21 protein-coding genes are annotated in these 25299 nt (G+C 61.9%); 11 read left to right on the top strand and 10 right to left on the bottom strand.

The window, feature by feature from the left end; genetic code table 11:
- The first annotated feature begins 324 nt into the window (after window positions 1-324).
- A complete protein-coding gene (locus FYK55_RS19835) occupies window positions 325-2274 on the top strand; it encodes a hypothetical protein (protein WP_235908834.1) in 1950 nt (649 codons plus the stop codon).
- Window positions 2275-2563: 289 nt separating this feature from the next.
- Here FYK55_RS19835 and FYK55_RS19830 read toward each other — a convergent pair whose 3' ends face one another.
- From FYK55_RS19830 to FYK55_RS19820, 3 genes are all read right to left on the bottom strand, one after another.
- Window positions 2564-3190 (bottom strand): hypothetical protein, encoded by a 627-nt coding sequence (locus FYK55_RS19830; protein WP_150078205.1) that lies wholly within the window; start codon window positions 3188-3190, stop codon window positions 2564-2566.
- Between the two features lie 177 nt (window positions 3191-3367).
- Window positions 3368-3760 carry a hypothetical protein gene (locus tag FYK55_RS19825; protein ID WP_150078204.1) on the bottom strand — a complete coding sequence of 131 codons (393 nt, stop codon included), beginning with the start codon at window positions 3758-3760 and terminating at the stop codon, window positions 3368-3370.
- Between the two features lie 200 nt (window positions 3761-3960).
- Window positions 3961-5316, bottom strand: coding sequence for a CCA tRNA nucleotidyltransferase (locus FYK55_RS19820; RefSeq protein WP_150078203.1), 1356 nt, complete (start codon window positions 5314-5316; stop codon window positions 3961-3963).
- Window positions 5317-5404: 88 nt separating this feature from the next.
- Between FYK55_RS19820 and FYK55_RS19815 the strand changes: the two genes are divergently transcribed.
- Entirely contained in the window at window positions 5405-5848 is a 444-nt protein-coding gene (locus tag FYK55_RS19815) for an NUDIX domain-containing protein (RefSeq protein ID WP_150078202.1), read from the top strand.
- A 79-nt stretch (window positions 5849-5927) separates the two neighbouring features.
- Here the strand turns inward: FYK55_RS19815 and FYK55_RS19810 are convergent, their stop codons facing one another.
- From FYK55_RS19810 to ubiE, 3 genes are read right to left on the bottom strand one after another with little or no spacing between them, the layout of a single operon-like run.
- Window positions 5928-6908: a 4-hydroxybenzoate octaprenyltransferase gene (locus FYK55_RS19810; RefSeq protein ID WP_150078201.1), complete on the bottom strand. Its 981-nt coding sequence runs from the start codon at window positions 6906-6908 to the stop codon at window positions 5928-5930.
- A complete protein-coding gene (locus tag FYK55_RS19805) occupies window positions 6905-7597 on the bottom strand; it encodes a UbiX family flavin prenyltransferase (protein ID WP_150078200.1) in 693 nt (230 codons plus the stop codon). Before FYK55_RS19805 ends, FYK55_RS19810 begins: the two co-directional genes overlap by 4 nt.
- The gene (gene ubiE / locus FYK55_RS19800) at window positions 7594-8493 is read right to left on the bottom strand and encodes a bifunctional demethylmenaquinone methyltransferase/2-methoxy-6-polyprenyl-1,4-benzoquinol methylase UbiE (RefSeq protein WP_150078199.1); all 900 of its coding nucleotides are present in this window, start codon (window positions 8491-8493) and stop codon (window positions 7594-7596) included. Before ubiE ends, FYK55_RS19805 begins: the two co-directional genes overlap by 4 nt.
- Window positions 8494-8704: 211 nt before the next feature.
- Here ubiE and FYK55_RS19795 point away from each other — a divergent pair, with 211 nt between their 5' ends.
- The 3 genes from FYK55_RS19795 to FYK55_RS19785 all read left to right on the top strand — a co-directional run bounded on the left by FYK55_RS19795 (window position 8705) and on the right by FYK55_RS19785 (window position 11369).
- Window positions 8705-9376, top strand: a complete 672-nt coding sequence (locus FYK55_RS19795; RefSeq protein WP_161604641.1) for an HAD family hydrolase — start codon at window positions 8705-8707, stop codon at window positions 9374-9376.
- A gap of 266 nt (window positions 9377-9642) precedes the next feature.
- Window positions 9643-10167, top strand: coding sequence for a 5-(carboxyamino)imidazole ribonucleotide mutase (gene purE, locus FYK55_RS19790; protein ID WP_150078197.1), 525 nt, complete (start codon window positions 9643-9645; stop codon window positions 10165-10167).
- Between the two features lie 5 nt (window positions 10168-10172).
- A complete protein-coding gene (locus FYK55_RS19785; RefSeq protein ID WP_235908833.1) occupies window positions 10173-11369 on the top strand; it encodes a 5-(carboxyamino)imidazole ribonucleotide synthase in 1197 nt (398 codons plus the stop codon).
- Here FYK55_RS19785 and FYK55_RS19780 read toward each other — a convergent pair.
- Window positions 11350-12033: a redox-sensing transcriptional repressor Rex gene (locus tag FYK55_RS19780; protein ID WP_150078195.1), complete on the bottom strand. Its 684-nt coding sequence runs from the start codon at window positions 12031-12033 to the stop codon at window positions 11350-11352. The genes FYK55_RS19785 and FYK55_RS19780 overlap by 20 nt on opposite strands.
- Window positions 12034-12723: 690 nt before the next feature.
- On the opposite strand from FYK55_RS19780, the gene FYK55_RS19775 reads away from it, so the two are divergent.
- On the top strand, window positions 12724-14520 hold the full coding sequence (locus FYK55_RS19775) for a hypothetical protein (RefSeq protein ID WP_150078194.1): 1797 nt from the start codon (window positions 12724-12726) through the stop codon (window positions 14518-14520).
- 620 nt (window positions 14521-15140) lie between these two features.
- Window positions 15141-16820 carry a prenyltransferase/squalene oxidase repeat-containing protein gene (locus tag FYK55_RS19770; protein WP_235908832.1) on the top strand — a complete coding sequence of 560 codons (1680 nt, stop codon included), beginning with the start codon at window positions 15141-15143 and terminating at the stop codon, window positions 16818-16820.
- A 138-nt stretch (window positions 16821-16958) separates the two neighbouring features.
- Here FYK55_RS19770 and FYK55_RS29195 read toward each other — a convergent pair whose 3' ends face one another.
- Complete coding sequence (locus FYK55_RS29195; protein WP_161604640.1) at window positions 16959-17339, bottom strand: DUF2752 domain-containing protein; 381 nt, start codon at window positions 17337-17339, stop codon at window positions 16959-16961.
- A gap of 265 nt (window positions 17340-17604) precedes the next feature.
- On the opposite strand from FYK55_RS29195, the gene FYK55_RS19760 reads away from it, so the two are divergent.
- Both FYK55_RS19760 and gluQRS read left to right on the top strand, forming a co-directional pair.
- Entirely contained in the window at window positions 17605-18426 is an 822-nt protein-coding gene (locus FYK55_RS19760; RefSeq protein ID WP_150078192.1) for a sugar phosphate isomerase/epimerase family protein, read from the top strand.
- Window positions 18427-18477: 51 nt separating this feature from the next.
- Window positions 18478-19425, top strand: coding sequence for a tRNA glutamyl-Q(34) synthetase GluQRS (gene gluQRS, locus FYK55_RS19755; protein WP_150078191.1), 948 nt, complete (start codon window positions 18478-18480; stop codon window positions 19423-19425).
- Window positions 19426-19453: 28 nt separating this feature from the next.
- On the opposite strand, the gene FYK55_RS19750 is transcribed toward gluQRS, so the two are convergent.
- Both FYK55_RS19750 and FYK55_RS19745 read right to left on the bottom strand, forming a co-directional pair.
- Window positions 19454-20869 (bottom strand): excinuclease ABC subunit UvrC, encoded by a 1416-nt coding sequence (locus FYK55_RS19750; RefSeq protein ID WP_201743754.1) that lies wholly within the window; start codon window positions 20867-20869, stop codon window positions 19454-19456.
- A gap of 70 nt (window positions 20870-20939) precedes the next feature.
- Complete coding sequence (locus FYK55_RS19745) at window positions 20940-21638, bottom strand: RsmD family RNA methyltransferase (protein ID WP_235908831.1); 699 nt, start codon at window positions 21636-21638, stop codon at window positions 20940-20942.
- Window positions 21639-21912: 274 nt separating this feature from the next.
- Here FYK55_RS19745 and FYK55_RS19740 point away from each other — a divergent pair, with 274 nt between their 5' ends.
- Together FYK55_RS19740 and FYK55_RS19735 are read left to right on the top strand one after the other, a co-directional pair.
- The gene (locus FYK55_RS19740) at window positions 21913-23310 is read left to right on the top strand and encodes a peptidylprolyl isomerase (RefSeq protein WP_161604639.1); all 1398 of its coding nucleotides are present in this window, start codon (window positions 21913-21915) and stop codon (window positions 23308-23310) included.
- A 397-nt stretch (window positions 23311-23707) separates the two neighbouring features.
- Entirely contained in the window at window positions 23708-25096 is a 1389-nt protein-coding gene (locus FYK55_RS19735; protein WP_150078187.1) for an asparagine synthase-related protein, read from the top strand.
- Window positions 25097-25299: the final 203 nt, after the last annotated feature.

Raw genomic sequence — 25299 nt, 5'->3', positions numbered from 1 at the left:
AAGCGTTGAAGCAGGCAGCATCGATAGGGATCGAACCGACACGGCCGTCGACGAACGCTCTGCGTTCTCCCCAACCCGTCAGTCCCCCGGGGCTGTCATCCCGCCAAAAAACCACCCAGGTACCAAGAGAAAGGATTCCCCACATCGCAGGCCCCGACCTCCGGCGTTCACCGGCGCCGTTTGACGACTTCCCCGCAGGATGGAACGTGTATGTTGGCACACGACTCGGGGATGAAGGCGTCGAAACGCGGGTGAAGCGTCGCAACGGCCGCCCGGTCAAAAACGACGGATCCAGGAATGCTTTCAGGAAGGAGCAACGTCACGATGACGATAAACAAAACGATCCGGAAACGGCTTCGACGATATGCACTGTTCTGTCTGATGGCCGCGACTTCAACCGTCGCCCTCGAGCATTCCCGCTTCGCACTGTCCGGCGAGACGCACGACAGCGGTCCCCTTTGCGGTTGGGTCGATCCGCTTCCTCCGTCGGACGCCGGTGACAAACCGATCAAGCCCAGGCCCCAAGCCAACGCCTCGCTTCCGATCGCCTTCTTCTCGGTGGATGTTTCGGAAACGCTGTCGATCGACACCTGCAACTATGACGCCTGGTTGGCCGGCACAATCGGCCGGTTGGCGACGCTGCGCGATTCCGATCCCACGGCCCCGGATCAAGGCAAACTCCAGCGGGACCGCCAGGCAAAACTCGCTGGTGGTGAAGACGATTTGTTGCTCGCCTCTGAGCCGACCGATGCGCCAGCTGCCCCAGGCGATTCGAAGCTCGCTGCTCCACCAACGCGGTCCACCCGGACGTCCGGACATTTCAATTCCACCGTCGCCGCCATCGCGGCCGCCGCTACCGCTGGCAATCCGCTTCCGTTTGGGCACTGGACCGAACCGTTTGCCATGGTCGGCCCCGAGCGAAGTCACACGGTGGAAGAGATTCGTCGTTTTCAGGACTGGTTCCAGGAAAGTCATCGGATGATTTCCGAATACGCTTCGGCTAGGAACCAGGCACCGGCGGATCTTGCGACGGTTCAGTGGCCGACGGCGCAAACTTCGACCACACCGGCATCGGCACCGGTGCCAGCGGGACTCGGCAACGGCGTTAGCGAACAGGTGTGCCAAGGCGAGTTCGCGGTGGATGGCTTTGTTCCGCTGGTCGACTTCGATGGCACGTTGCCCAACGCTTCAACACCGGAAGCAGATCTGGCGCTCAACTCATCGGATGTTGATGTTGTGCCGGAAACGTCTTCGGAAGCTGGCACGCAGCCGGAAGGACCGCAGCCGGATCAGGTCGTGATCTTCGAACTGGTGGAGACGACACCGGCCGACGCTGATTCGCGTCCGGATGCCGTGAAACTATTGGATGGGAAGCCGTCGGATCCTGCGTCGGTGTCCAGTCCGCTGGTGGGCGGCTCGGCGATCATCGCATCGATTCCGGAAGCGTATTCGCCCTACGACTTGGCTGAGCGAGACATTCAATCCGCTCCGTCGACGTTTGACCAGCCGCAGCAGGACGACGAATCCTCCTTCCAGGATTTGCGCTGGGCCGACAGCTTGTTCTCGCCGACGGGTCAGCCGTTTTGCATGCGGTCGATCGTTCTGTCGCGGCAGTCCGCATGGAGTCCCTTGAGCAAATCCGTTGAGCGGGACGACGATGCGAGCTCGCTGCCAACCGAGGGCGCGGTGATCGCGGTGGACGAGGAGCCGCTGCAGGTGGCTGCCAAGGAAAGCTTGCCGCCGACGGACGGAAACGCCTGGCGAGGCTCCGCCGATTGCTTGTTGGATGAATGGGCGTGGCACGCGGGTCGGACGCTCGAACGACTGGCGGAGATCGGCGAGGATTTCCGGGCACCGCGAATCGGCCGGCAAGTCGCCCGTCTGGCATCGGGTGGCGAACGGATCGCAGCCGGCGTCGCCGACCGCGTGGCGACCGTCTGGCCGGCTGCCGCTCCGGCGATGCAGAGAATCGCCCAACCGGTGGTGCAGCCCGTGGCCCGACCGGTTGCCCGGCAGGACGCCCAACAAGAAGCGGAACCTGTGGCGCCGGCCGCCGGGGCCCGACTATTGGCGAGAGCGGAAGCTGCCGAGCGGTTGCCGGACGACGTGGAAGCGGCGTCGGTCGATCAACGACGGCTTGCCGAAGCCACCGCCACGCTGTTGCAGTGGGTTGATGCGGGCCAGGGTATCGTGGACCAGGTTTCGAGCCGTTGGAGTGACGTCACCCGGGTCGCCCGCTATCACGGTGGTCACGGCGACACGGAGCAGCGCTAGGCCCGCGCTGTCATCCTGTGGGCGGCGGTGAGACGAACCGGGCCGATCTTTTCCATCCTTTCGGCGTGCACTCCGGTTCACGTTTCAATCGCGGCATCCGCTCATTCTCGTGGGTTTCCCTCCGCCCGACGAGAATGAGCGGATGAAATCCAGGATCCGGAAAAGGGGACGGGGGTGAATAGTGCGAAGCACCCGAAGGGCCGTTCCGGCTATTGACCCCCGTCCCCATTTCCTCCCGCCGGCTATTCACCCCCGTCCCCTTTTCCTCTGCGATGATTCCTGAAAATGCTTAGACACCCAGGAACATCATCAGGAATCCGGTGATGACCACCAGCACCAGCAGAACGACAAAGATTTTGACCACCACCGGTGTCTTGTACTTGATGTGCGGCGTCCGCTCTCGCACCTCCTGGTACTCCGGCGAAAAGACCACGTTGCCTTTTCGGCCCAGCAACAGATACAGGATGTAGCCGTTGATCAGTGTGCCGAACGGAAAGGCGAGCAGGCCCAGGGCGCTGAAGATGGCCACGATCGACCGGGCTCCGGTCCGAAACTTGCGCAACCCAAGCCCGGCGTAGAGTTGCACCACACCGAGCGCGCCGTAGATCAGCAGCACCGCAATTGCTTCCCCTTCGAGTTGGCCGTTCACCACGGCAGCCAACATCGATACCGCGACTACGACGAACATCAGCGTGAAGAGGGCGCCGCCGAGAACGTACAAAGATCCGACGGACTGAATGGAGGCTTCGTGATTGAGGTAACGCCGGCGAAACGCGTCGGCATCCGACTCGAAGCCCTCGCTTTCGGAGACCTCCGCGGTCGGCGCGTAAGGATTGATCGCCGGATCCTGACGTCGCTGCGACGCGGATGCCGAGAACGGGTTGGCGGGATCATCGGGGAACGGATCGGCACTCACGATGGCTGTTGTCTCTGGTGCGCGGCGGCGGGATCGGCAGCAACGGACGGATCCGAATCAAACGGACACCCCGATTGTAACCAGAGCCCGACGCCCGCGGGATGAGACGCTCCCATCGCGAAACAATCCACCAAGCAGTTTCCGCCGTCGCAGCGGAGGACCAGCGTCGACCGATCCTTAGTATTGTTGCGAGGATCGCGTGTTGACCGGCAATTGCTGCCACGGAGTTGGCGACCGAGTCGCTTGTTGTGGTTCGCCGGGGGCACCATATTGCGGCGTCCCGTTGTAGGAACCGTCGTACGATGGCGGATACTCCATCGGCGATTCGGGAACTTGGTAGGGACCGTTTTGCGGTGCAACCTGATCGCCGTAGCCTGAGGGGACGTACGCTTGGCTCTGTGATTCGTTTAGCAGTTCCCGGCCCTTTTCGATGGCTTTCGCCGCGTCGGCTCGAATTTCCTCGCGATTGAATCGGATGGTCGTCTCACGCTCGTCGCGTTGAACGGTGAACCAGCCAGCCATGAAAGCGGCTGCGCCGACGCAGCCGAGCACCAAAATCATCCGAAACATCTCAAACTCCGTTGATCAGCGGTCTTCTCGCTGCACTGCAGGGCGGTCAGCAAATTTTTTCCGTGTCCCGTGGACGGCGTCAGTGTACTCCCAGATCGCGATGGATCGGAAGGTCACTCCATGGACCCAACGATGGGCCTGCCTCGGCCGGCAGACCTGCCGTGGTCGGCAGAGGTGAGCAAAACCGGTTCCTTTGCGTCTCAGGTGGCCTTTGCTAGCTGACGAACGAAGTCCAACGCCTGTTCGGCGTCTTGCAGTTTCCCGTCCAGTTGTCGGTCTCGAACCGCCTGCAACCACTCGCGAAACTGGGGACCCGGGCGATAACCGGCCTGACGCAACATGTCGCCCGTCACCAGGGGCGGTGGGGCCAACTTCTCGGCGGGCCATTCGGTCGCCTGCCGAGACCGCGCGACGCCGCGCAGCGAGTCTCCCTTGGCGGCCTGAATTGCCGAGGCCACGTCCAGGGTGAAATGCGCGTCCCGGTCGATCAGTACCGGTTGGACACGCGACCAGGGTAAATGCTCCGAATCGGCAACCACCTTCCAATCCCGGAGAGCCGTCCGGACGCGACGGATTTCTTCATTGGACAGTCGCCATCGTGAAGCGAGGTCGCTGAGCAGTGTCTCCCAGGGCCGGTCACCGTCGGATGCGATCGAATGCAGGATCAACGCCAAGGAGGACTCGAAGTGCAGCGAGGGACGGTGGGAGAGCACTTCATGGAGTTTGGAAAAGTCGGCCCGATCCAGGGCGGGCATCACCCGTCGATCCAAGCCGCAGCCTGCCAGCAATCGGAGCCCCTTGGTGGCATGCGGCGAGACCACGACGCGACGCATTTCCGCGCCGACCCGCTCGGGGCTGACCAAGGCAATTTCTGCGGCGCGTTTGACAATCTCCAGTTGGGTCTGGTCGTCCAGGGTCAGTTCCAGCGTGGCGGCGAACCGCACCGCCCGCAGCATCCGCAGCTTGTCTTCGTCGAATCGCTCCGCCGGTACCCCGATGGTGCGCAGGATTCGCCGATTGAGATCGCTCCGTCCGCCGACGAAGTCGATGACATCTTCGGTGGCGGGGTCAAAGAACAATCCGTTGATGGTGAAGTCACGGCGGAGAGCGTCGTGACGGGCGTCCCCGTAGTGGACCCGGTCAGGTCGGCGGCCATCGCTGTAGTCACCGTCGCTGCGAAACGTCGCGACTTCGGTGGGCGACGGTCCGGGCGGCGGCGAATGCGTTGGCGGCGGCCCATCGTCCGATGGCGACCGTGGTGACTTCTGACGTCGCTTCTCCGGAAGCACTCCGATCACGCCAAACGAGGCTCCGAAGGCCAGTGTGCGGCGGAAACCGAAGACCTCACGGACCCGGTCCGGCGTGGCGTCGGTGGCGACGTCAAAATCTTTGGGGGTTCTTCCCAGCAGCGCGTCGCGGACGCACCCGCCGGCGAAGTACGCGATGTGTCCGGCGTCCCGCAGGCGGCGACAAATCCGGATCGCTTCGGCGTAGGCCGCCCGCGTGTCGCTTGATGCGTTTTCCTGAGAAGGTAAAAAAAGACTTTCGTGCGTCAACGATCACGCCGTCGAAAACAAGGTGGAATTGCCAGCCGATTCAGATCTCGATTGTCGATTCGACCGCGGTCGGTTACAAGCTGGTGTTATGAATCACGGTCATGCCAAGCCGAGAACGCGTCGCAAGCGGGGGGTCGTTGCGGTTATTTTCCGCGACGCGAAACTGTTGGTCATTCGTCGTGCTCTGACCGTCACCGCCCCGGGAAAACTGTGTCTGCCGGGCGGCGCGATCGAGTCGGGCGAATCCGAAGAGGTGGCGCTGATCCGCGAAATGCAGGAAGAACTGGCCATCGAAGTCGAACCACTCGAACTGTGCTACCGCAGCGTCACATCGTGGGGCACCAATCTGGCCTGGTGGTATGCTGACCTGGACGCCTGTCAATCGCCCGAAGCGAATCCTGCCGAGGTCGCCGAGGTTCACTGGATGAGCCGTGACGAGGTGCGCGGTGCTCGCGACCTGTTGCCCAGCTTGCCGCCGTTTTTGGTCGCCTGGGAACGTGGTGAGATCACGTTGAATTGCGACTGGTGTTGATCCGGTTGCCATGGCCTGGCCGCCGGCAGAAAGCACTGGCCGGTAGAAAGCACTGGCTGGCAGCCGTCAAAAAGGTCGGTCAAACCCACAGGCAATCCGCAGCGCCGGCAATCAGCAGCGTGACGCTGATCGCCGCATTGGCCGTGAAGAAAGCTTCGCCCACGCGATCCAGATCTTCCGGGCGGACCAAGGAGTGCTGGCGAACCACGAGTGCCGCGATCGCCAGCAGGGCAATCCCGTACAGCCAGCCAAAGCCGACTTGCGGGGCCAACCACGGCAACGCGAACAGCACCAACAACATCAACGCGTGGCAACCGGCCGCGATTCGCAATGCCCGGGCGACACCAAACCGTCCCGGAACGCTGTGTAAGCCGGCCCCCGCATCGAATTCGGCATCCTGGCAGGCGTAGATGATATCGAACCCGGTGACCCAGGCCGCGACGGCGACCGCCAGCAACAGCGGTGCCAGCAGATCCGCAGGCGCCAACAGCGACTCCGGCCCCCGGATCGCCAGCCAGGTGCAAATCGGCGACAGGCTCAAGGCCACGCCCAGCCACAGGTGGGCGGCGGACGTGAACCGCTTGGCCAGACTGTAGCCCAGCAGGAACAACAACACCGGGACCGACCCGGCCAGCGGAACCCAGTTCGGCCAAAACAACCCGGTCGACGCGATGAACGCCACACAGCAGGCGACCGTGAACGCGGCGACGGCCCGCCGAGACAGGATTCCCGCTGGCAGGTGACGATTCTTTGTCCGCGGATTGGCGGCATCGATGCGATGGTCGACCAGCCGATTGAAGGCCATGGCAGCACTCCGGGCAGTGACCATGCACAACAGGATGCCGACCAGCTCCCGCAAGCCGGCGGTGGCGAATTCACCGGACGGCAGTGGTCCGGACGGCAGTGGTGTGGCAACGGCCATCGCCGCGGCCAGGGCGGCAAACGGCAACGCGAAGATGGTGTGGCTGAATCGGATTAGTCCAAGCCAGTCGGACAGCTTCGCAGAGGCGTGGCGAGTCGATCCGATCGCTTCGATGGGTCGTTGATCGGTATCACTCATTGATCTTCCTTCCACCGACGAATCAAGTGGTTCTCGACGTCCAACTGGTCCAGAATCCGGCTGACGACAAAGTCCAGCAGAGAATCCAAGGAGTCGACGCCGTGATACCAGCCGGGCGCCGCCGGCAGGACCACGCCTCCGGCGGCTGCAATGCGTTGCATGTTTTCCAGTTGCAGCACGCTGACCGGTGTTTCGCGAGGGACGATCACCAATTTGCGATGCTCTTTCAAATGCACCTCCGCGGCGCGACTGATCAAGTTGCTCGCTGCGGCGCGGGCGATCGCGCTCATCGTGCTTCCGCTGCACGGGCAGACGACCATCGCGCGGGTGCGGAACGATCCGCTGGCAATCGGCGTCAGGAAATCGTCGTGGCGGTGGTAGTGCAACCGGGACTGAACCGCGGCACGCCAATCTGTCTGTTCGACCCAAGCCCGATGTCGTTCGCTGGACCAATCGGGAAGGAAAGAGACGAGTTTGAGCAGGTCCAAGTCCTGCAAGTTGACCGCCATTCCGGTCTCTTGTCGGATCACCGCCGCACCGCTGGGGCTGACGGTGACGTGCACGTCGATGTCCGCCTGGCACAGGGACTGGAGCAACCGGATGGCGTACATCGCGCCGCTGGCACCGGTGATCCCAACGACCACGGGTGGAGAGTGCTTGGAATCGGGGCTGCGGTTGGACGCCGTCATCGCGCCGATCCTGCGTCGGGTTTGGTTCCTTCGTAGCCGGGCCTGATTCCTTCATAGCCAGGTTTGGTTCCTTCGTAGATTGTGCACACGCCAAAGGTCAGCGGCGTGAACCGGACATCCGTCAAACCGGCCTGGACCATTCGGTCCGCCAGGGCCTGGCCGTCCGGGAATTGGCCGACGGATTCGGGCAGGTATTCGTAGGCAGCTTTGTTGTTGCGGGCGAACCACTGGCCCAGCCGCGGAAGCACCTGCGTGAAGTAAAAGTTGTAACCGTGCCGCAGTCCGAACAGCGTGGGTCTGGAAAACTCCAGCACCATCACCTGACCTCCGCCGCGGCAAACCCGCGTCATTTCTCGCAGCCCCCGATCGGTATCCGCCACGTTGCGCAATCCGAATGCCACCGTCACGCACTGAAAAACGTCGTCCTCAAACGGCAGTTGCTGGGAGTCCGCTTCCAGGAATTGGATCGGTTCGGAGGGGGTGCCGGGGACGCGTTTGTCGCGAGCGATTTCAAGCATGGCGTGACAAAAATCACTGCCGACGACGTCGACGTTCGACGGGCTGTGGTGCGCCATCGCGATCGCCAGGTCGCCGGTCCCGGTGCACACATCCAACACCGGCAGGCCCGGTTCCAGACGCATCCGCCGGACGGCTTGACGACGCCAGTGTTTGTCAATGTTCAGCGACAGCAGATGATTCATCAGGTCGTAGCGGGGAGCGATCTGACGAAACATTTCGCGGACGCGATCGTTGCTCTTGTCCAGCGCCGGTGGGGCCGCGGCCGTCGTGGTGGGCCGTGACGCCGCGAACGGGTTGGACGGATCATCCGACGATGCGGTACCGCCGGGCGAAGCGTCGGCATCGGGGCGAGCGTGATCGGTCGATTCGGGAAGCATCAGGCGGCGATCCGAGAAGTTTTGGCGGAGATTTCCGATGAAACCACTATTTTCTGCCATCCGCGTCGGACTTTGCAAAGGAGTGGCGATAAAAAGGCTGCCGGAGTGAACCGCCAAGCCGGCGGCCGGACAACTCGAACCCGCGTCCGTGGGCGCTCGGGCTTCCGGCCATCCTTTCCCCACACCCGCCCCCCCTGGAGACACTTCGGCCGTGGCAAGGCGAACGCTGTTTTTCGACATCGATGGGACGCTGCTGCTGACCCGCCGAGCCGGGCGTTCGGCCCTGCACCAAGCGATGCGCGAGGAATTCGGATTGGCGGAAGTGGATGACCAAGGGATTCGGTTTGGGGGCCGCACCGATCGCGAGTTGGTCGCGGCGTTTCTGCGTACCGCCGGGATCGATCCGAGCCCGCTGAATCAGGGTCGGTTGCGGCGCCGATATGTTTCGGCATTCCGACAGGCCGTGCGGAGTACGCCGGGCGGCGTATTGCCCGGCGTGCTCGACCTGATCCGTGAATTGTCGCAGCACTCCCAAGTCCGGCTGGCCGTGATGACCGGGAACTTTCCCGAGACGGCGCGGATGAAGCTGGAATGTTTCGGTTTGCTGGAGTACTTCTCGTGGATCGTCGGCGGTGACTTGGACGCCTCACGCTGTGATCTGGCACGCCGTGCCGCTGCTCGCCTGATTCGCCGGGGCGGAGGAGGTTTCACCGTGATCGGGGATACCGTCCACGACGTGCGCTGCGCGCGGGCAATCGACGCCCGCTGCCTGGCGGTTTGCACCGGCTCCGGGACGCGGGAAGAACTGGAGCGTGAGAAGGCTGACCATATCGTGGATGATCTGACGGACCAGTCCGCGTTGGCTTACTTGCTGCAGGCCTGACGGGACTGTTCCGCCGAATCCGCGTCTAGAACGTCAAAAAAACGTCCTTCCGTAGCTGCCGTCGCCAGACGGCAGTAAGTGACGTGCCGGCGAGCGAACTTTCATCCTTCCGTGGCTGCCGTCGCCAGACGGCGGCAAAATCACGATCGCCAAAACGCGGAAAATCCGGACGCCGGAGGGCCCTGGCTTCCGGATCGCGGCGGGAGTTTCTACAACAGGCCGGTCGCGCTGGCCTTCTCCTTTCACGCATCCACCGCTACGGCACGATGACCGACACTGAATCCGACGGACAGACTTTCCCGCCGACCGACGCCCTGGTGGGCGTGATCATGGGAAGCAAGAACGATTGGCCGACGATGAGTCCCGCTTGTGAGGTGCTGGAGCGATTGGGGATCGCCCACGAGAAAACGGTGGTGAGCGCCCATCGGACTCCCGGCCGGATGTTCGCTTATGCCCAGTCGGCAGCCGATCGAGGGCTGCAGGTGATCATCGCCGGTGCCGGCGGCGCGGCACACTTGCCGGGCATGGTCGCCTCGGAGACCCATTTGCCCGTGATCGGCGTTCCGGTTCAGTCGCGGGCGCTCAACGGGTTGGATTCGTTGCTGTCGATCGTGCAAATGCCCGGCGGGATTCCGGTGGCCACGATGGCGATCGGAACAAGTGGAGCAAAGAATGCCGGTTTGCTGGCCGCCCGCATCCTGGCGCTCTCGGACGCCAAGATCCGCAGATCGGTGCAAGAGTTGATTGCCGAACAGACCCGGCAGGTCCTGGAAGCCACAGAACTGGAGTGATGGGGATGCAGACGTCAGCAACCGGATTGAAGTCACCCGTGTTGCCCGGTGCCACCATCGGAATGGTCGGCGGCGGACAATTGGGACGGATGTTCGCTTTGGCGGCGATGTCGATGGGATACCGCGTCGCGGTGTTGACCAAGTCGAAACGCGAGCCTGCCGCTCAGGTGGTCGAATCGGTCTTCGTCGGATCGCTCGACGACGCGTCGGTGGTGTCCGAATTCGCATCGCAGTGCGATGTGATCACCTTGGAATTCGAAAACATTCCGGCCGAGACGATTCGCCGGTGCGGCGAGTCTTGCCCCACGTTTCCCTCGCACCGCGTTCTGGCAACGGCACAGGACCGACTGATCGAGAAACAAACCTTTCGTGACGCCGGTTTGCCCGTGACGCCGTTCGCCGCCGTGGCCTCGACCGAAGACGTGATTCGATTTGCCGAAACGGCGGGATGGCCAGTGATCGTGAAGACGGCACGCAGCGGCTACGACGGCAAAGGACAACACCGACTGGAGGACGCCTCGCAGGCGCGCGAGGTGCCGTGGGATTCCTCCGCCGCGTGGATTGCCGAGCAGTTTATCCCATTTGATCGTGAGGTCTCCGTGGTGGTCGCGCGCAGCGCCGTCGGCGAGGTGCGATGCTTTCCGCCGTTTGAGAATGACCACAGCAATCACATCCTGGATGTTTCGTTCTGCCCCTCGACGCTGTCGGCGGAAGTGGCCGAACAGGCGCTGGCGATTGCCACGCGGGCGGCGGAAACGATTGACCTGACCGGTGTGCTGTGCGTGGAACTGTTCGTCATCAATGAACAAGAACTGATGATCAATGAGGTCGCGCCGCGACCGCACAACAGCGGACATTTGACCATCGAAGCGTGTCCGACCAGTCAGTTCGAACAACACGTCCGTGCCGTTTGCGGGTTGCCACTCGGTGACTGCGATTTGCGCGTCGGAGGTGCAGCGATGGCAAACTTGCTGGGCGACCTGTGGGACCGCCAGGGCAACGCACCGGACTGGACCGGTGTTTTGCGGACACCCACCGTGAGCCTGCACTTGTACGGGAAATCGGATGCCAAGCCGGGGCGCAAGATGGGGCATCTGACCGCAACGGCCGCTGATGCGGAGCGGGCGCGAGGGCGTGTGCTGGCGGCCCGCGGAGCCTTGGAGGCCCCCATTCCTGGCGTTGTCACTGATTCTGGACGCTGAATGCCAAGCGTTGCAATTCGCTGGCCAGATCCACGTTGACCACCGCGACCTTGCGCGGCAGACGCAAGGTGGTGGGGGCAAAGTTCAAGATTCCGTTGACCCCCGAGGCGACCAAGTCGCTGGCGACGGCGGTGGCCTGTTCCGCGGGTACCGCCAGGATGGCCAGGTCGGGTGAAAGCTCGGCCAGCTTGCCGACCATCGTGGCGGCGTCCCAAACCGAAACGCCGCCGACCTGATTGCCGATCTTGCTGGGATCCAAGTCGAACGCGGCGGTCAGCCGAAAGCCCAACCGCTCAAATCCGCGATACCGCAACAACGCGTTGCCCAGCGATCCCACACCGACCAACACCACCTGCCACTGGACGTCACTGCCGAGGACCAGTCCGATCTGATCGATCAAGGTGTCGATGGCGTATCCGACGCCGCGCCGCCCGATCGTCCCCAGACTGCTCAGGTCGCGCCGCACGACCGCCGGAGACACGTCAACCAAGGCGCCCAGTTCTTTGCTGTTGACGTGCGAGACGCCTTGATCGGCAAGCCGGTGCAGTTCACGAAAGTACAGACTCAACCGTCCCACGGCGGGGCGCGGCAGGCGTCCGGGAAGGCCGCTTGAACCGGAAGCGGCTTGATCGGTCGTGGCATTATTTTCGGTCGAACCTGACATGCGTGAATTGTAGCCGGCCTGCGAAGGGGACGTCGTGACGGGTTGGCAACTGGTGTGAAGCGGCGCAGCGAACGGGCTGCCGAGCGGAGGCCCGGGGTTTGGCAAATTCGTTGCAACCGGATGCGCGTTGCGAGCCGGCTTCGCCAAGGAGCGGCCAGCGGGGAACGGTCGGCACGGGGCGGGCTTCCGCCAAACGCGTCCCGCCAACGGGCCGGCGTGTGGAGCGTCTCGGGGGCTGTGCTGGCTGGTTCTGGCAGGCTCATTTGCACCGGCTGCTGCACGGCCGCACAGTTCCACGGCGACAGGAACGCTACAACCGCTACGCCTTGTAATGACGTCACGCATGGACGACCCAGCCGGCTTATTTTGCCGGGATGGCCCTCTTTATTTGGTCAGCCTCTTTTCCGTAGTCGATGAATTGACTGCATAAAGACCCGATTCGTTGATGCGCAAAGTTTGCGTGTCCGATCCATCTTCCTCCCACCATCCGTGCTGGTAGATGGAGTTGAAATGATTGGCACAAGGGGGAGCCGCCCGCTGGGCGGAGACTCGGGGCGCTGTCATCTCAAACGGGGGGTCTTTCGTCGCAGTGCACGTGCACGAACTAGTGCAGGAGGGTGTGAGCAATGGGTCTCGCATCATCCAGTGCGTCCCTTGCAACCCACAAGTTGTTTCCTGGAGAAAGAAGAGATGAAAAGGCTGTGGTTACTGCCCGCCTTGGCGATCATCGGGATCGTCTCGGGGGCTCAATCCGCAGACGCCGCTTATTGCGGTGCAATCAGCTACCAAGGCTGTAGCGGATGCGGAGATTCAGTTGTCAGCGGAGAAGTCGTCGCTGAAGACGGCGCGCCTGCGGAAGCAGTCGTGGTCGAAGGTGCAGCGCCGGCGGCCGGTGACGGCTGCAGCTACACCGTCATGCGTAACGTGACCGAGACGGTTTACGAGCAGGTGGAAGAGACCCGCTATCGCACACGTATGGAGACGTACTACGAGGACAAAGAAGTCCAGGCGACTCGTGTGGTTCCCTACACCGAGCAAAAAGAAGTCAGCTACACCGTGATGGTGCCGACGTACGAAACCAAGACTCGTACGATCAACTACACCGTCATGAAGCCGGTTTACGAAACTCGCACTCGCGAAATCAACTACACGGTCCAAAAACCCGTGTACGAGACTCGCACCCGCGAGATCAACTACACCGTCATGAAGCCCGTTTACGAGCAGCATGAAAAGGTGATCAATTACACCGTCAAGAAGCCGGTGTACGAAACCAAGACGCGCACGATCAACTACACCGTCAACAAGCCGGTGTACGAAACGCGCAGCAAGACGATCAACTACACCGTGATGGTTCCGGTCCGCGAGGAAAAGACTCGTACGATCAACTACACGGTCTACAACACCGTCAAAGAAGAAAAGGTCCGCACCGAGAATTACACGGTGATGGTTCCCGAGCAATACACCAAGACCATCACGGTCAAAGGTGGACACTGGGAAACGACCACCGAGACCGTTCCCGGTCCGATGATGCGTCGTACGGTTCGTGAGCCCGGCACCTGGACTTACGATCCTTGCACCTGCCGTTGCGTCTACACGCCCGGCGAATGCCGCGTCGAATGCGTTCAAGGTTGCCCCAAGACGATCTGCAAGAAAGTCTGGGTCCCGACCTGCGAAGAGAAGGAAATCTGCTGCACCCGGTACCGCAAAGAGTGCCGCGTTCGTGAGATTCCTTACACGGTTTGCCGTCGCGTTCCCGAGTGCAAGACCAAGACCTGCACTTACACCGTCTGCAAGATGGTTCCCGAGTGCCGCACGAAGACCTGCAACTACACCGTTTGCAAGATGGTTCCCGAGTGCCGCACGAAGACCTGTGAGTACACCGTCTGCAAGACGGTTTGCGAACAGCGTCAAAAGGTTTGCAAGTACACCACTTGCAAGATGGTTCCCGAGTGCAAGACCAAGACCTGCACCTACAAGGTCTGCAAGATGGTTTGCGAGCCCCGCACCAAGACCTGCAACTACACGGTTTGCAAGATGGTTCCGGAATGCAAGACCAAGACCTGCAGCTACAAGGTTTGCAAGATGGTCCCCGAGTGCCGCACCAAGACCGTTTGTGTCAACAAGTGCCGCACCGAGTGCTACACCAAGACCGTCAAGGTCGCCAAGTGCCGTAAGGTTTGCGAACCGTACACGGTCACCAAGTGCGTTCCGCGAACGATCTGCAAGCAAGTTCCGGTCACCGTTTGCTGCCCGGCTCCGACCTGCTGCGAAGCTCCCACTGCCGGCTGCTGCGAAGCTCCGGCTGCCGGTTGCTGCGAACCCGCTCCCGCTTGCGGTTGCGGAAGCAAGAAAGCTTGCGGCGGCGGACTGCTGCACAAGCTGTTCGGCGGTTGCCTGGGCGGATGCCACAGCGGCTGCGATGCCGACTGCGGCTGCGACGTGGCACCGACTTGCGGTTGCGAAGTCGCACCCTCTTGCGGTTGCTAGTTGACGCGACCGGGTGATCGGCTTCGGCCGAGTCGCCGGGTCCACAAAACCTGCACGCGACATGCGAAGCGGGGTGGGCTTCCGGAAACGGAAACTCATCCCGCTTTTTTGTTCACGTGCAGTTTTTTTATGCGCCCCCCGATCGGCAGCACGCTCGGGGTTCGTTTGTTGCGGGGGCTCGATTGCTGGGTGGAGCTTGGCCGTTGGGATCAGACTTTTTGTCAGCCTTGGCCAGATCGCATATACTGATGCCCCGGGTCGCGACGGCGATCCGACCGAAGGTGGCCTGAATCCTCGCAGAACCTCTCGCTGGGGTGTCCCTTCGCGAGACCTTGTCCTACCGGCTGAACCTGGCACGTGGCCCAAAAAACGTGGCGCGTGGCCAAAAAAGAACGGGCAGCCGCCCACTCCGCCATCTCGCGAGTCCGGGGTCGGGGCGCCGCCAGAAACAAGCACACCTGCGATACCACGGTTGTCTGCGGTACACTGAATCAGCCCCCCGCACAGGCAAAGTCCTGCGATCTCCTCTTGATGAGCTTAGCGCCGTGTCGCAGTTTCAATCGTCAGGGTTCCTATCGTCAGGCGATTCCTCTTCTGCACCATCAGTGCCATCGGCCGACATGAGTTCTGTTCCGCCCACGCCGCCACCTCCGCACCATGACGGGGGCAGTCGTCCCACACGTCCCGCGGCCGGCGGCAGCCAGCCAGAACCTCAGAAACGCTCCACGCCCTTACCGCCGCCGCCGCCACCGCGCTCCCAGCCTCCTGCCCCACGGCCGATCGTGGAGCGGTCGCCCGGCGGGACCGGAATCGGGTCCGCACGCCACCGTTGGCGAGGGGACCTGCCAGAGGTTTCCTCCGCCGCGACCACCGCCTCGTCCGGCGATGCAGCGACGGCGGCCCCAAGCGGGGCTCCGGACGATGAACCGGATACGATTGAGGCCGTGCAGCGCTCGGCGCCTTCCTGGCTGCTCAGCCTGGTCATCCACTTGATCGTGTTGCTGATCCTGGCGCTGATCAGTTCACCGGCCGGCAAACGCGTCTCCAAGCTGGTGCTGGAATTCGGGATCAGCGATGAACCGTCCGAAGAACCGTTGGATTTGGACCTGTTCTCGACCGATGTCTCCGATCCGCTCGAGTCGCCGGAAGATTCCGATGACACGAAGCTGGTCGAAACCGACATTCCCGACGTTTTCGACGACATCCAGCCGACCGATTCGGCCATCGTCGCACCGGAGTTGTTCGGGCAAGATTCGATCGAGATCGCCAAGCCGATGTTCAGCGGCCGGACCGGTGCGATGCGGCGGGCGCTGATGGCGATGTACGGTGCCACCGACCAAACGCAGGAAGCGGTGGAGTTGGGATTGGCCTGGTTGAAACGCCAGCAGCAACGTGGCGGGTATTGGAATTTGACCGGGCCCTACTCCGGCGGCGCCCGCACCGAGAACCGTTGTGCCGCCACCGCCATGGCCGTTCTGGCGTTCGCCGGCGACGGAAACACGCATTTGGAAGGGCAGTACCGCGAAGAGGTCGAAGCCGGCGTGAAGTACTTGGTCCTGCAGCAGGACCGGGGCGGGTTCATGGCCGCCGAGGCTCGTGGCAATGAACGCACCTATGCCCAAGCGCAGGCGACCATTGCGCTCTGCGAACTGTACGGCATGACCAAGGATTCCTGGCTACGGTCCTACGCCCAAGCCGCGGTCGACTACGCCATGAAGGCCCAATCTTCAGGAGGCGGATGGCGGTACCGGCCGGGTGAACCCGGCGACACCTCGGTCACCGGCTGGTACGTGATGGCCATTCAGAGCGCGATGTCGGCCGGTTTGGAAGTCAACGATTCGAAAGTCCGTCGAATCTCCGATTACCTCGATTCCGCCAGCGTGTACAACGGCGCCGGCTATTCCTACCAGCCGGGACGTTCCGATGCCACCGTGGCGATGACCGCCGAAGGTCTGTTGTGTCGCCAATACCTGGGCTGGCCCCGCGAGCATCCCGCACTCGCTGACGGCATCAATTTGCTGCTCGCCGATGCACCCTTCGATATCCGCGACCAGAATGTTTACTACTGGTACTACGCGACGCAGGTCTTTCACCACTACGGTGGCAGCGCCTGGAAGAAGTGGAATGACGACATGAAGGTCAAGCTGCCGGCGCTGCAGATCAAGGAGGGGCGCGAGAGAGGCAGTTGGGCGGCTCAGGGCGATCGCTGGAGTATCGGTGGGCGTCTCTATTCGACCTGTCTGTCGATCTATTGCCTGGAAGTTTACTACCGGCACCTGCCCCTGTATGACCAGGAATGAGTCGGACGACCTCCAGCTTCGTTGGACTCCAGCTTCGTTGGACTCCAGCTTCGTTGGACTCCAGCTTCGTCGGACGACGCCCCTCCGCTAGCCCCGACGCGACGGTTCCGCGTCATGCAATCGGTGCGGGATCGTGACTCAGGCCCGTAGCAAGCGGTACAACCAATCGACGAAAGTCACTGACGCGATCCCGATCAAAACGATCGCGGCGGTTCGCAAGACTTGCCGCGACGGCCAGCGACCGGTCCAAACCAGACCGGCCGCGATCCCAATGGACGCGATCGCGTAGCCCGCCAACAGCGTTCCTCCGGTGTTGCATCGGGCCGCCTGTATCACGTTTCCGCGAGTCACGTGGGCCCAAGACGTCGTCATGCCACAACTGGGGCAGCGGATCCCGAACAGCATCCGTACCGAACACGGCGGCAGTCCCAATCGTTGATGGGTCCCCAACCCGGAATCGCTCGGCTGCAACTGTGATGCGATCAACAACGGTGTCAGCAGCGTCGCGATCAGCAACAAGCCAACCGCTCGGGCGCACCGACTGCCAGAGGCCCACCGGCTACCAGAGGGCATGCCCGAGGGGACAACCCGGGGCGGGCCAGATCGGATCGGGGACGGTTGGACCGTGTCGCCGTGGCCGATGCGTCGCCCTGACGAGGATCGGCCGCTGTCGGTTGGTTGAATCGCTGGCAAGCGGATTGCGTCGAGTGGAGGGGCGGATGTTGCTGGACGTTCAGCGCTGTTATTCTGGTCGGTTTCGCTTCCGACCCGCAACCTGTGACCCATGACTGCTGTGAAATACGCGATTTGCAACGAAACGTTCGGGGATTGGCCGTTGGAAAAGGCGCTCCAACTGGCCCGTGAAGTTGGGTACACGGGTTGGGAGGTGGCGCCTTTCATGTTGACCGACAACTTGGATCAGTATTCCGCCGCGGACCGAGCCGACTATCGCCGCGTCGTTGAGAATCATGGGCTGCAGATCATTGGCTTGCACTGGTTGCTGGCCAAGACCGAAGGGTTTCACCTGACCACGTTGGACCAGGCCACGCGAGACCGCACGACCAAGTACTTGACGGAATTGGCTCGGCTGTGCCGTGATCTGGGAGGCGACGTGATGGTGCTGGGCTCACCCGCCCAGCGAAACTATCCCGAATCTCAGTCGGCCGAGCAGGCCATGGAAGCCGCCGCGGAGTGCGTTCGAGGTGCCGTTCCGGCGTTGGAAGAGTACGGCGTCCGGCTGGCTCTGGAACCGCTGGGCCGGGCGGAGGGGAATTTCCTGAATACCGCCGCCGAGGGACGAGCGTTGATGCAACGGATCGATAGTCCCCAAGTCGGACTGCACTTAGATGTCAAAGCGATGAGCGATGAGGGCACGCCGATCGACCAGATCATTCGCGACAACGCCGATGCGATGATGCATTTTCACGCCAATGATCCCAATCGACGCGGGCCGGGGATGGGCGACGTCGACTTTGTTCCGATCTTCCAAGCCCTCCGCGACATCCAATATTCCGGCTGGGTCAGCGTGGAAGTCTTTGACTATTCGCCTGGCGTGGAAACCTTGGTGCGGGAGAGCATGGCCAACATGCGGGCCGCTCAAAACTGATCGGCTGACCCTCTTCTTCCGACGCCCACCATCGGCGGAGATTCTCATCGCGTGATCCGCGCACGACTCGCACCTTCCCCCACGGGGGCGCAGCATCTGGGCAATGCCCGGACACATTTGGTGGCGTACTGGGCGTTGCGCAAGGCGGGTGGGCAGATGGTGTTGCGGATCGACGATCTGGATTCGCCCCGGGTCAAAGCGTGGGCGGTGGACCAGGCGATCGAAGACTTGAACTGGCTGGGCATCGACTGGGACGTGGGCCCGTTTCGACAAACGGATCGATTGGGCCAATACCAGGCGACATTGGAAACGCTGATCCATCAGGACCGCGTGTATCCCTGCACGTGTTCGCGAAAGGACATTGCCGAAGCCCTTTCGGCGCCCCACGAAAGTCGGTTTCGCGGTGAAGGCCCGATCTATCCGGGGACCTGTGCCGGCTGGCACGTCGGTGATGCGGTTCCGGAGCAGCCGTTTTGTTGGCGGTTCCGAGTTTCGGACCAGCCGATGGAATTTGAGGACGACGTGTTGGGACCGCTGGTGTGCAACCCGGCGCGGGAGTTGGGAGATTTTCCCCTGACGCACAAAGACGGAAAACCGGCCTACCAGTTGGCGATCGTCGTTGATGATCTGCAGGATTCGATCACTCAGGTCGTTCGCGGCAACGATCTGGTCCCCAGCACGTTCCGGCAACTGGATTTGTATCGACAGTTCGACCGGGAGCCGCCGCGGTACGCGCATGTGCCGCTGGTCCGCGGGATGGACGGGCGGCGATTAGCCAAACGGCACGGAGATACACGGCTAAGCCACTACCGCGCAGCCGGAACCCGGCCGGAGCAGGTCGTCGCGTGGGCCGCCCACAGCCTGGGGTTGATCGATGACCAGCGCCCCCGAGTCGCGGCGGACTTGATCGCGACATTCGATTGGTCGAAGTGCGAGCACGATGACAGCGTGATCGATCCGGAGCGATTGTTCGATCCTCCTGCGGCCGCTTCTTCCTGACGGCGGAGCGGTCGCCCGTTTGCGGCTTTCAGCGGTCGAAGGTCGACTTGTTTCGCAGGATGTGGTGATAGTGCTGGGCAAATCGGTGCGATTCGTCACGCACGTATTGCAGCAGCCGCAACGCGTAGGAGCTCTTGCTCAATCGCAGCGGTTCCGTTTGCCCCGGACGAAAGATCTCCTCGTCGCGTTTGGCCAGCGAGATGACCGTCGGGGGCGTGATGTCTTGGTCGCGAAACGCCGCCATCGCCGCGCTCAATTGGCCCTTGCCGCCGTCGATCAGCAACACATCGGGGAACGCGTCGCCGTCGTCGCTTAAACGTCGAAAGCGTCGCGAAACGACTTCGTAAATGCTGCGGAAATCGTCGACCCCTTGGACGTCTTGGATACGGAAACGCCGGTAGCCGGGTTTGAACGGCAACCCGTCGATGAACTGGACCAGACTGGCCACGGTTTCTCCGCCTCCCAAGTGCGCGATATCGACGCCTTCGATGACGCGTGGGGTTTCGGCCAGGTTGAGCACTTTTCGCAGCCCGGTCAGTCCCTTCTTGGGATCGATGTAAAACACTTCCGGCTGTTCGTGAGTTTCCAGTTCGCCACGTTCCTCCAGCCGCTCGAGCATCTCAATCTCATCGCGCAGGACCGCCGCCCGTTCGAAATCCAGGTTCTTGCTGGCGGCCATCATCTCCTCATGCATTTCCTTCAACAGCTTTCGTTTGCCGCCCTCCAGAAAGGTTTGCAGACGCTTGATGTCGCGACGGTACTCTTCTTTGCCGATTCGAAAGTTGCAGGGGGCGGTGCACTGGTTGATACTGGCCAGCAAACAGGGGCGAAACCAATTCCAGCGCTCGTCGGATTCGCTGATGTCCAATGTGCAGGTCCGAAACTTGAAAATCCGCTGCAGCACCTGGATGGCGCCCCGGAGCGCGCCGGCGCTGGCGAAAGGGCCGTAAAGCTTGACGCCCTTGGTCTTCGGCTCCCGCGTCACTTCCACCCGCGGAAACTCCTCGCGGGTGGTGATCATCAGGTAGGGGTAGGTCTTGTCGTCCTTCAGGTCGCGATTGTGTTTCGGCTGGATGTCCTTGATCAGCCGCGATTCCATCAGCAACGCGTCGACTTCACTTTCACAATCGACGTAATCGATGTCAGCGATCTCCGGGACCCAACTGGCGGTCCGCGCGTCTTCAGCAGCCGCCTTCAAAAAATAGCTTCCGGCACGGCTGCGAAGGTTCTTGGCTTTGCCGACGTAGATCACGCGTCCGGCCGCGTCTTTCATCAGGTACACGCCGGGAGATTGCGGAAAGGTCCTCACCTTGGACGCTGCGTGCTGAAATCCTGCGTCCGCTTCGTCGGCCGTCGATGCGTCATCAGAGGGGCCGGAATCCGAGCGTACAGAACCCGAGTGTTCAGAATCAGGAGGTTCGGAAGATCCGTCGGTGGGGACCATCGGTCATCGACTGGCGTGGACGGGATGGAAAAGCAGAATCTTTGTCCAGCGGAATAAGGCAACGCGTTTCTCAGGAACGCAACCCGCACTGAATCAACGGCTCGATCAATGACAAGCGTGTCCCGCCGTAAACGCGGTGGTCCCAGTCGCCGGGTGGCAGGCGGGATTCGTCAAAGTGCTTGTCGGTTTCAGCGACAATCAGGCTTCCCGGCGGCGAGTGTTCCATGGCCAGACGAATCAAAACACGCAACTGCTCATTCATGCTGTCCCACATCGCATACGGAGGGCAAAGCAGGACCAGACGCGGGGTGTCATCCAGCGGTGCATTGGGGGACGCGGGCCCCAACACGCCGGCTCCCAACCGGAATGCGTCGCCGTTGAGCACCGTCAGCTGGTTCGTGACACCCAAGGTTTCGGCGGTGGATTTCAGAAAGCCGGCCGCGTGCCGGCTCTTTTCGATCGCGATCGCGCGACTGGCACCACGGCTGAGCGATTCGAAGCTGAGTGCCCCGGTGCCGGCAAACAGGTCGATGGCGACGGCACCGCGAACGGCCATCCCGACCAGATTGAACAGATTCTCGCGGACGCTGTCCCTCATTGGCCGCGTGAATGTTCCGCCGTGGTAGACGACCGTCCGGCCACGCATCGATCCGCCGATGATACGGAGCTTTTGCGGGCGAGATTTGGTGGGCTTGGAGGGTTTGCTTGGCAATTCGGCCGCGTCTTCCCCCCGCCGCCGTGAACGGGGCATTTTTTTGGATCGGCTCATCTGCGAGATTATACCGGGCGTCTTGCATTTCGCGATCCGTCCTGCCGAGGGGACGAAACCGAAATCGGGTTCGCCGCGTAACGAACCCCGTTCGGTGACCGTGGGGATTTCCCCGCCCACTCGGCGCGTCTCGGAACCCGTTTCGCTCGATTTGGAACCCGTTGGGTCTGCCTCATGGCCCTTTCGGCTTTGCTGGGTCGGGGGCGGTCGGCCGGAGACCACGTCTCGTTTTTCCTTCGTTACCACCACCATCGGCGTCCGGATGAACTCTCGCTTGCTTGTCGCCCCCTCCGCGTTGTTGTTGCTGGCAATCGCCGCCGGCACCGTTCCAAACCGATCGGCACGAGCCCAGGAGGCTCAGCAGGAAACATCGGGGGCGGGATCGGAAACCGGGCAACAGGCCGAGTCGAACGTGCCGTCGATTACTTTCACCCGACCGACGCAGGAAACCGATCGCGGCGATTCAAAAGTGGATGCCGCCGGCGAGAATGCTGAATCCGAGGGATCCACATCTGGCAAGTTCGATGACATGACGGCCGAGGTGTTGCCGCCCGATGCGACGCCGGTGATCGAGGAGTTCAAAGAAAAGGCGCCGGACGATCTCCGCGAAGAGGGACTGGCCGCGGTCGCCGTTTTCGAAGAGTCGGCCGCGGAGTTGGCGGACGTGGTGATGGCCATGCGGCGCAAGCACACCGAATTCGTCAACGGCCTCGAAACCGACAAGCAGGTTTACCGCGAGGCCCGCAATCAGTCTCGCGAAGCGTTCAAAGAAACCTACCAGGCGGCGATGAAGGTGCTGCAATTCATGCCGCACCCGGTTGCCGCACGCTATGTCGTCACGACGATCGATCATCGTGAAAAGCTGGGCCAGTACGAAATTTCGACGTTGGAGGGCGCCGCCGGCTTGTTGCAAGTTGGCGTCCGCTTGCGTTATGTCGCCTTGGCAGCCGCCCGCTCCGCGATGATGACCGGCAACTTCGAATATGCCAAACAGATCTACGACAAGATGGAACCCGATGAATTGGAGGACACCGATCGCGCACTGATCGCCCAAGCCGAAATCATCGAGAAGCAGTTCAACACCGAACAGGAATTGCTTGCCAAAGATCCCGACGATCTGCCGCGGGTACGTTTCAAAACCACTCGCGGCGACTTCGTGGTCGAACTCTACATCCAGCAGGCACCGTCAACCGTTTCGCACTTCATTCAATTGGTCGAAAGCGGTTTTTACGACGGACTGGACTTCTTCCAAGTCATCGATGGGTTGTTGGCTCTGACCGGAGACCCCCTTGGCGATGGTTCTTCGCGGCCCGATCGATACCTGGCCGACGAGATCCGCGGGCAGGATGTCCGGATGCCGCTGCGAGGCTCGCTGGTGATGGCCAAATTGCCCATCCCCGGCACCTCGGATTTCGTCCCCAATTCCGCCGGGACCCAGTTCGCGATTCTGTTTGTTCCGTTGCCGACCTTGATCGATCACCAAACCGTGTTCGGTCGCGTGGTCGAAGGCATGGATGTCATCGCGGAATTTCGGCGGGTCGACCCCAACAAAGAAAAAAAGAAAAACGAAATCGTGTTGCCGCCGGATCGCATCTTGGAAGCCGAAGTGATCAATCGGCCGGACACCTTGCCGGAGGTCAATTACGCGACACCGGGCGCCATTCCTGAGTGAACCAGATTCCTGAGTGAACCAGGCGGGTCACCCTCCCAGTCGCGAAGCAACGACAGCCCGCTGCCGTCGGCGCAAGCCGACGGACACGGCGAGTCCGTAGCAGACTTACTTCTAACATTCACCCTCCCTCCGGGAGGGTCAAAGGCGAGGCACGAGCCTTTGGGGAGGGTGTCTTAGAGAACCAGCTGAAATCACAGGCGCTGGACAGCCCTCCCCGCGTTGTCGCAAGCTCCTCCGCGACCCTCCCGGAGGGAGGGTGAAGCGACGTTGCGAACGACCGCCGGCTGGCTGGTCGCGACGTTGCGAACGACCACCGGCTGGCTGGTCGAACGGACCTCTCCTTCGTTAGACTGTTCGTCGCAGGTCCCGCGCCCTTCACGCTCCCGCGATTCCACTCATGTCAAAGCCCTCTGAAACGCCTTCACGAACCGAATTTCAGGGCCAGGCCCCCGAATTGATCGACCGCGTGGTCAATTTGATGGACCCTTCGGCGAACGTGCTGCTGAACATGTCACCCGAGCAAGCGAGCCAGGCGGTCCGTAGCGGCGATGCCGAAGCGGTCCGCCGGATTCGCGGCCAGTTTGCGATTTGCGAGCAGTCGGGCAAAACCATCAGGATGGCGCGCTCCATCGGTCGGCCGATGCGATACTTCCTGGCGAAACGTGCCGAGGGCCCGGCCTTGGTTGTCGCCGAGCGGATGGATCAAATCTTGGAGCAATTGAAGCGTGAGGGCTTGGCGGACCAGTTTCATCCCGCCTACACCCGCATGGTCCCGGCCCACTACTTGCTGGAATTGCAATTGGTCGGTTGCCCGGATCCCAATCCGCGTCTGACCCGTTACTTCGCCCCCGAACGCAACCGCTTGCCCGCGGATGTCAATGCGATCGGTGCGGCGTACATCGAGCGATTGGCGGAAGTCGTCGATCAATTCCTGGTCAAGATTCCCGCCGACGAGCCAATCGGGGTGATGTTCAGCGGTGGGGTCGATAGTGGTTCGATCTTGATCCTGGTGGATTATTTGTTGCGACGCCGCGGAGAATCCTCGTCACGAATCAAAGCGTTCAGCCTGGCCGTCGAGGGTAAGCCGGAGGATGTGCAGCAATCGCGAGCGTTTCTGAAAGACGTCAATCTTGAAATGCTGCTCGAGCCGATCGAGGTCGCCGAAAAAGACATCCGCTGGCAAGACGCCATCGCGTCAATCGAAGATTACAAACCGTTGGATGTGCAGTCGGCCACGATGGGATACGCCTTGTTGCGGGAAATCCGGAATCGCTATCCCGATTGGCGGTACCTGATCGACGGAGATGGCGGCGACGAAAACCTGAAAGATTATCCGATCGAGGAGAATCCGGAGCTGACCATCCGCAGCGTGCTGGGAAATCGGATGTTGTACCAGGAGGGTTGGGGCGTCGACGCCGTCAAACATTCCCTGGTCTACAGCGGAGGGCAAAGTCGCGGACACAGTCGCACCAGTGCACCGGCGGCGCAGTTCGGTTTCATCGGCTTTAGCCCCTACGCGGTTCCCGATGTGATCGAGATCGCCGAGGCGGTTCCGTTTGTCGCGCTGACCGACTGGGATCACGAAAAGCTGTATTCGCTGAAAGGCCAGATCGTTGCTGCCGGGATCCGACAGCTGACCGGTGTCGAGATGCCGGTCTACAAGAAACGCCGGTTCCAGCACGGCGCTGCCGATCAGGACACGTTCCAGCGGCTGTTCCCCAGCGACAAGCAAACCTACCGCGACGAATTCGCGCGGATGGTCGAAGCAAAGAAGCAAACGACCTAGTGGTTCTTTCATTTTGGATTTGTGACCAGCGACGACGTGATTGGTCACTTCACCCTCCCGCTAGGAGGTCGTGCAGCTTTGCTTCACCCTCCCTCCGGGAGGGTCGCGGAGGAGCTTGCGACGACGCGGGGAGGGCTGTCCGGCACGATTGATTTCAGCGGGTTCACGAAGACACCCTCCCCAAAGGCTCGTGCCTCGCCTTT

The sequence above is a fragment of the Roseiconus nitratireducens genome (assembly GCF_008629675.1).
Classification (GTDB): domain Bacteria; phylum Planctomycetota; class Planctomycetia; order Pirellulales; family Pirellulaceae; genus Stieleria; species Stieleria nitratireducens.
This window is presented reverse-complemented; position numbering and strand designations above follow the sequence as displayed.

What these genes read in the sequence shown, in the direction of transcription:
- FYK55_RS19815 (WP_150078202.1), top strand. Translation starts at nt 5,405, where the DNA reads ATGAATCACGGTCATGCCAAGCCGAGAACGCGTCGCAAGCGGGGGGTC.
- FYK55_RS19835 (WP_235908834.1), top strand. Translation starts at nt 325, where the DNA reads ATGACGATAAACAAAACGATCCGGAAACGGCTTCGACGATATGCACTG.
- FYK55_RS19785 (WP_235908833.1), top strand. Translation starts at nt 10,173, where the DNA reads ATGCAGACGTCAGCAACCGGATTGAAGTCACCCGTGTTGCCCGGTGCC.
- FYK55_RS19810 (WP_150078201.1), bottom strand. Translation starts at nt 6,908, where the DNA reads ATGAGTGATACCGATCAACGACCCATCGAAGCGATCGGATCGACTCGC.
- FYK55_RS19780 (WP_150078195.1), bottom strand. Translation starts at nt 12,033, where the DNA reads ATGTCAGGTTCGACCGAAAATAATGCCACGACCGATCAAGCCGCTTCC.
- FYK55_RS19760 (WP_150078192.1), top strand. Translation starts at nt 17,605, where the DNA reads ATGACTGCTGTGAAATACGCGATTTGCAACGAAACGTTCGGGGATTGG.
- FYK55_RS19745 (WP_235908831.1), bottom strand. Translation starts at nt 21,638, where the DNA reads ATGAGCCGATCCAAAAAAATGCCCCGTTCACGGCGGCGGGGGGAAGAC.
- ubiE (WP_150078199.1), bottom strand. Translation starts at nt 8,493, where the DNA reads ATGCTTCCCGAATCGACCGATCACGCTCGCCCCGATGCCGACGCTTCG.
- FYK55_RS19750 (WP_201743754.1), bottom strand. Translation starts at nt 20,869, where the DNA reads ATGGTCCCCACCGACGGATCTTCCGAACCTCCTGATTCTGAACACTCG.
- FYK55_RS19825 (WP_150078204.1), bottom strand. Translation starts at nt 3,760, where the DNA reads ATGTTTCGGATGATTTTGGTGCTCGGCTGCGTCGGCGCAGCCGCTTTC.
- FYK55_RS19735 (WP_150078187.1), top strand. Translation starts at nt 23,708, where the DNA reads ATGTCAAAGCCCTCTGAAACGCCTTCACGAACCGAATTTCAGGGCCAG.
- purE (WP_150078197.1), top strand. Translation starts at nt 9,643, where the DNA reads ATGACCGACACTGAATCCGACGGACAGACTTTCCCGCCGACCGACGCC.
- FYK55_RS19770 (WP_235908832.1), top strand. Translation starts at nt 15,141, where the DNA reads ATGAGTTCTGTTCCGCCCACGCCGCCACCTCCGCACCATGACGGGGGC.
- FYK55_RS19775 (WP_150078194.1), top strand. Translation starts at nt 12,724, where the DNA reads ATGAAAAGGCTGTGGTTACTGCCCGCCTTGGCGATCATCGGGATCGTC.
- FYK55_RS19805 (WP_150078200.1), bottom strand. Translation starts at nt 7,597, where the DNA reads ATGACGGCGTCCAACCGCAGCCCCGATTCCAAGCACTCTCCACCCGTG.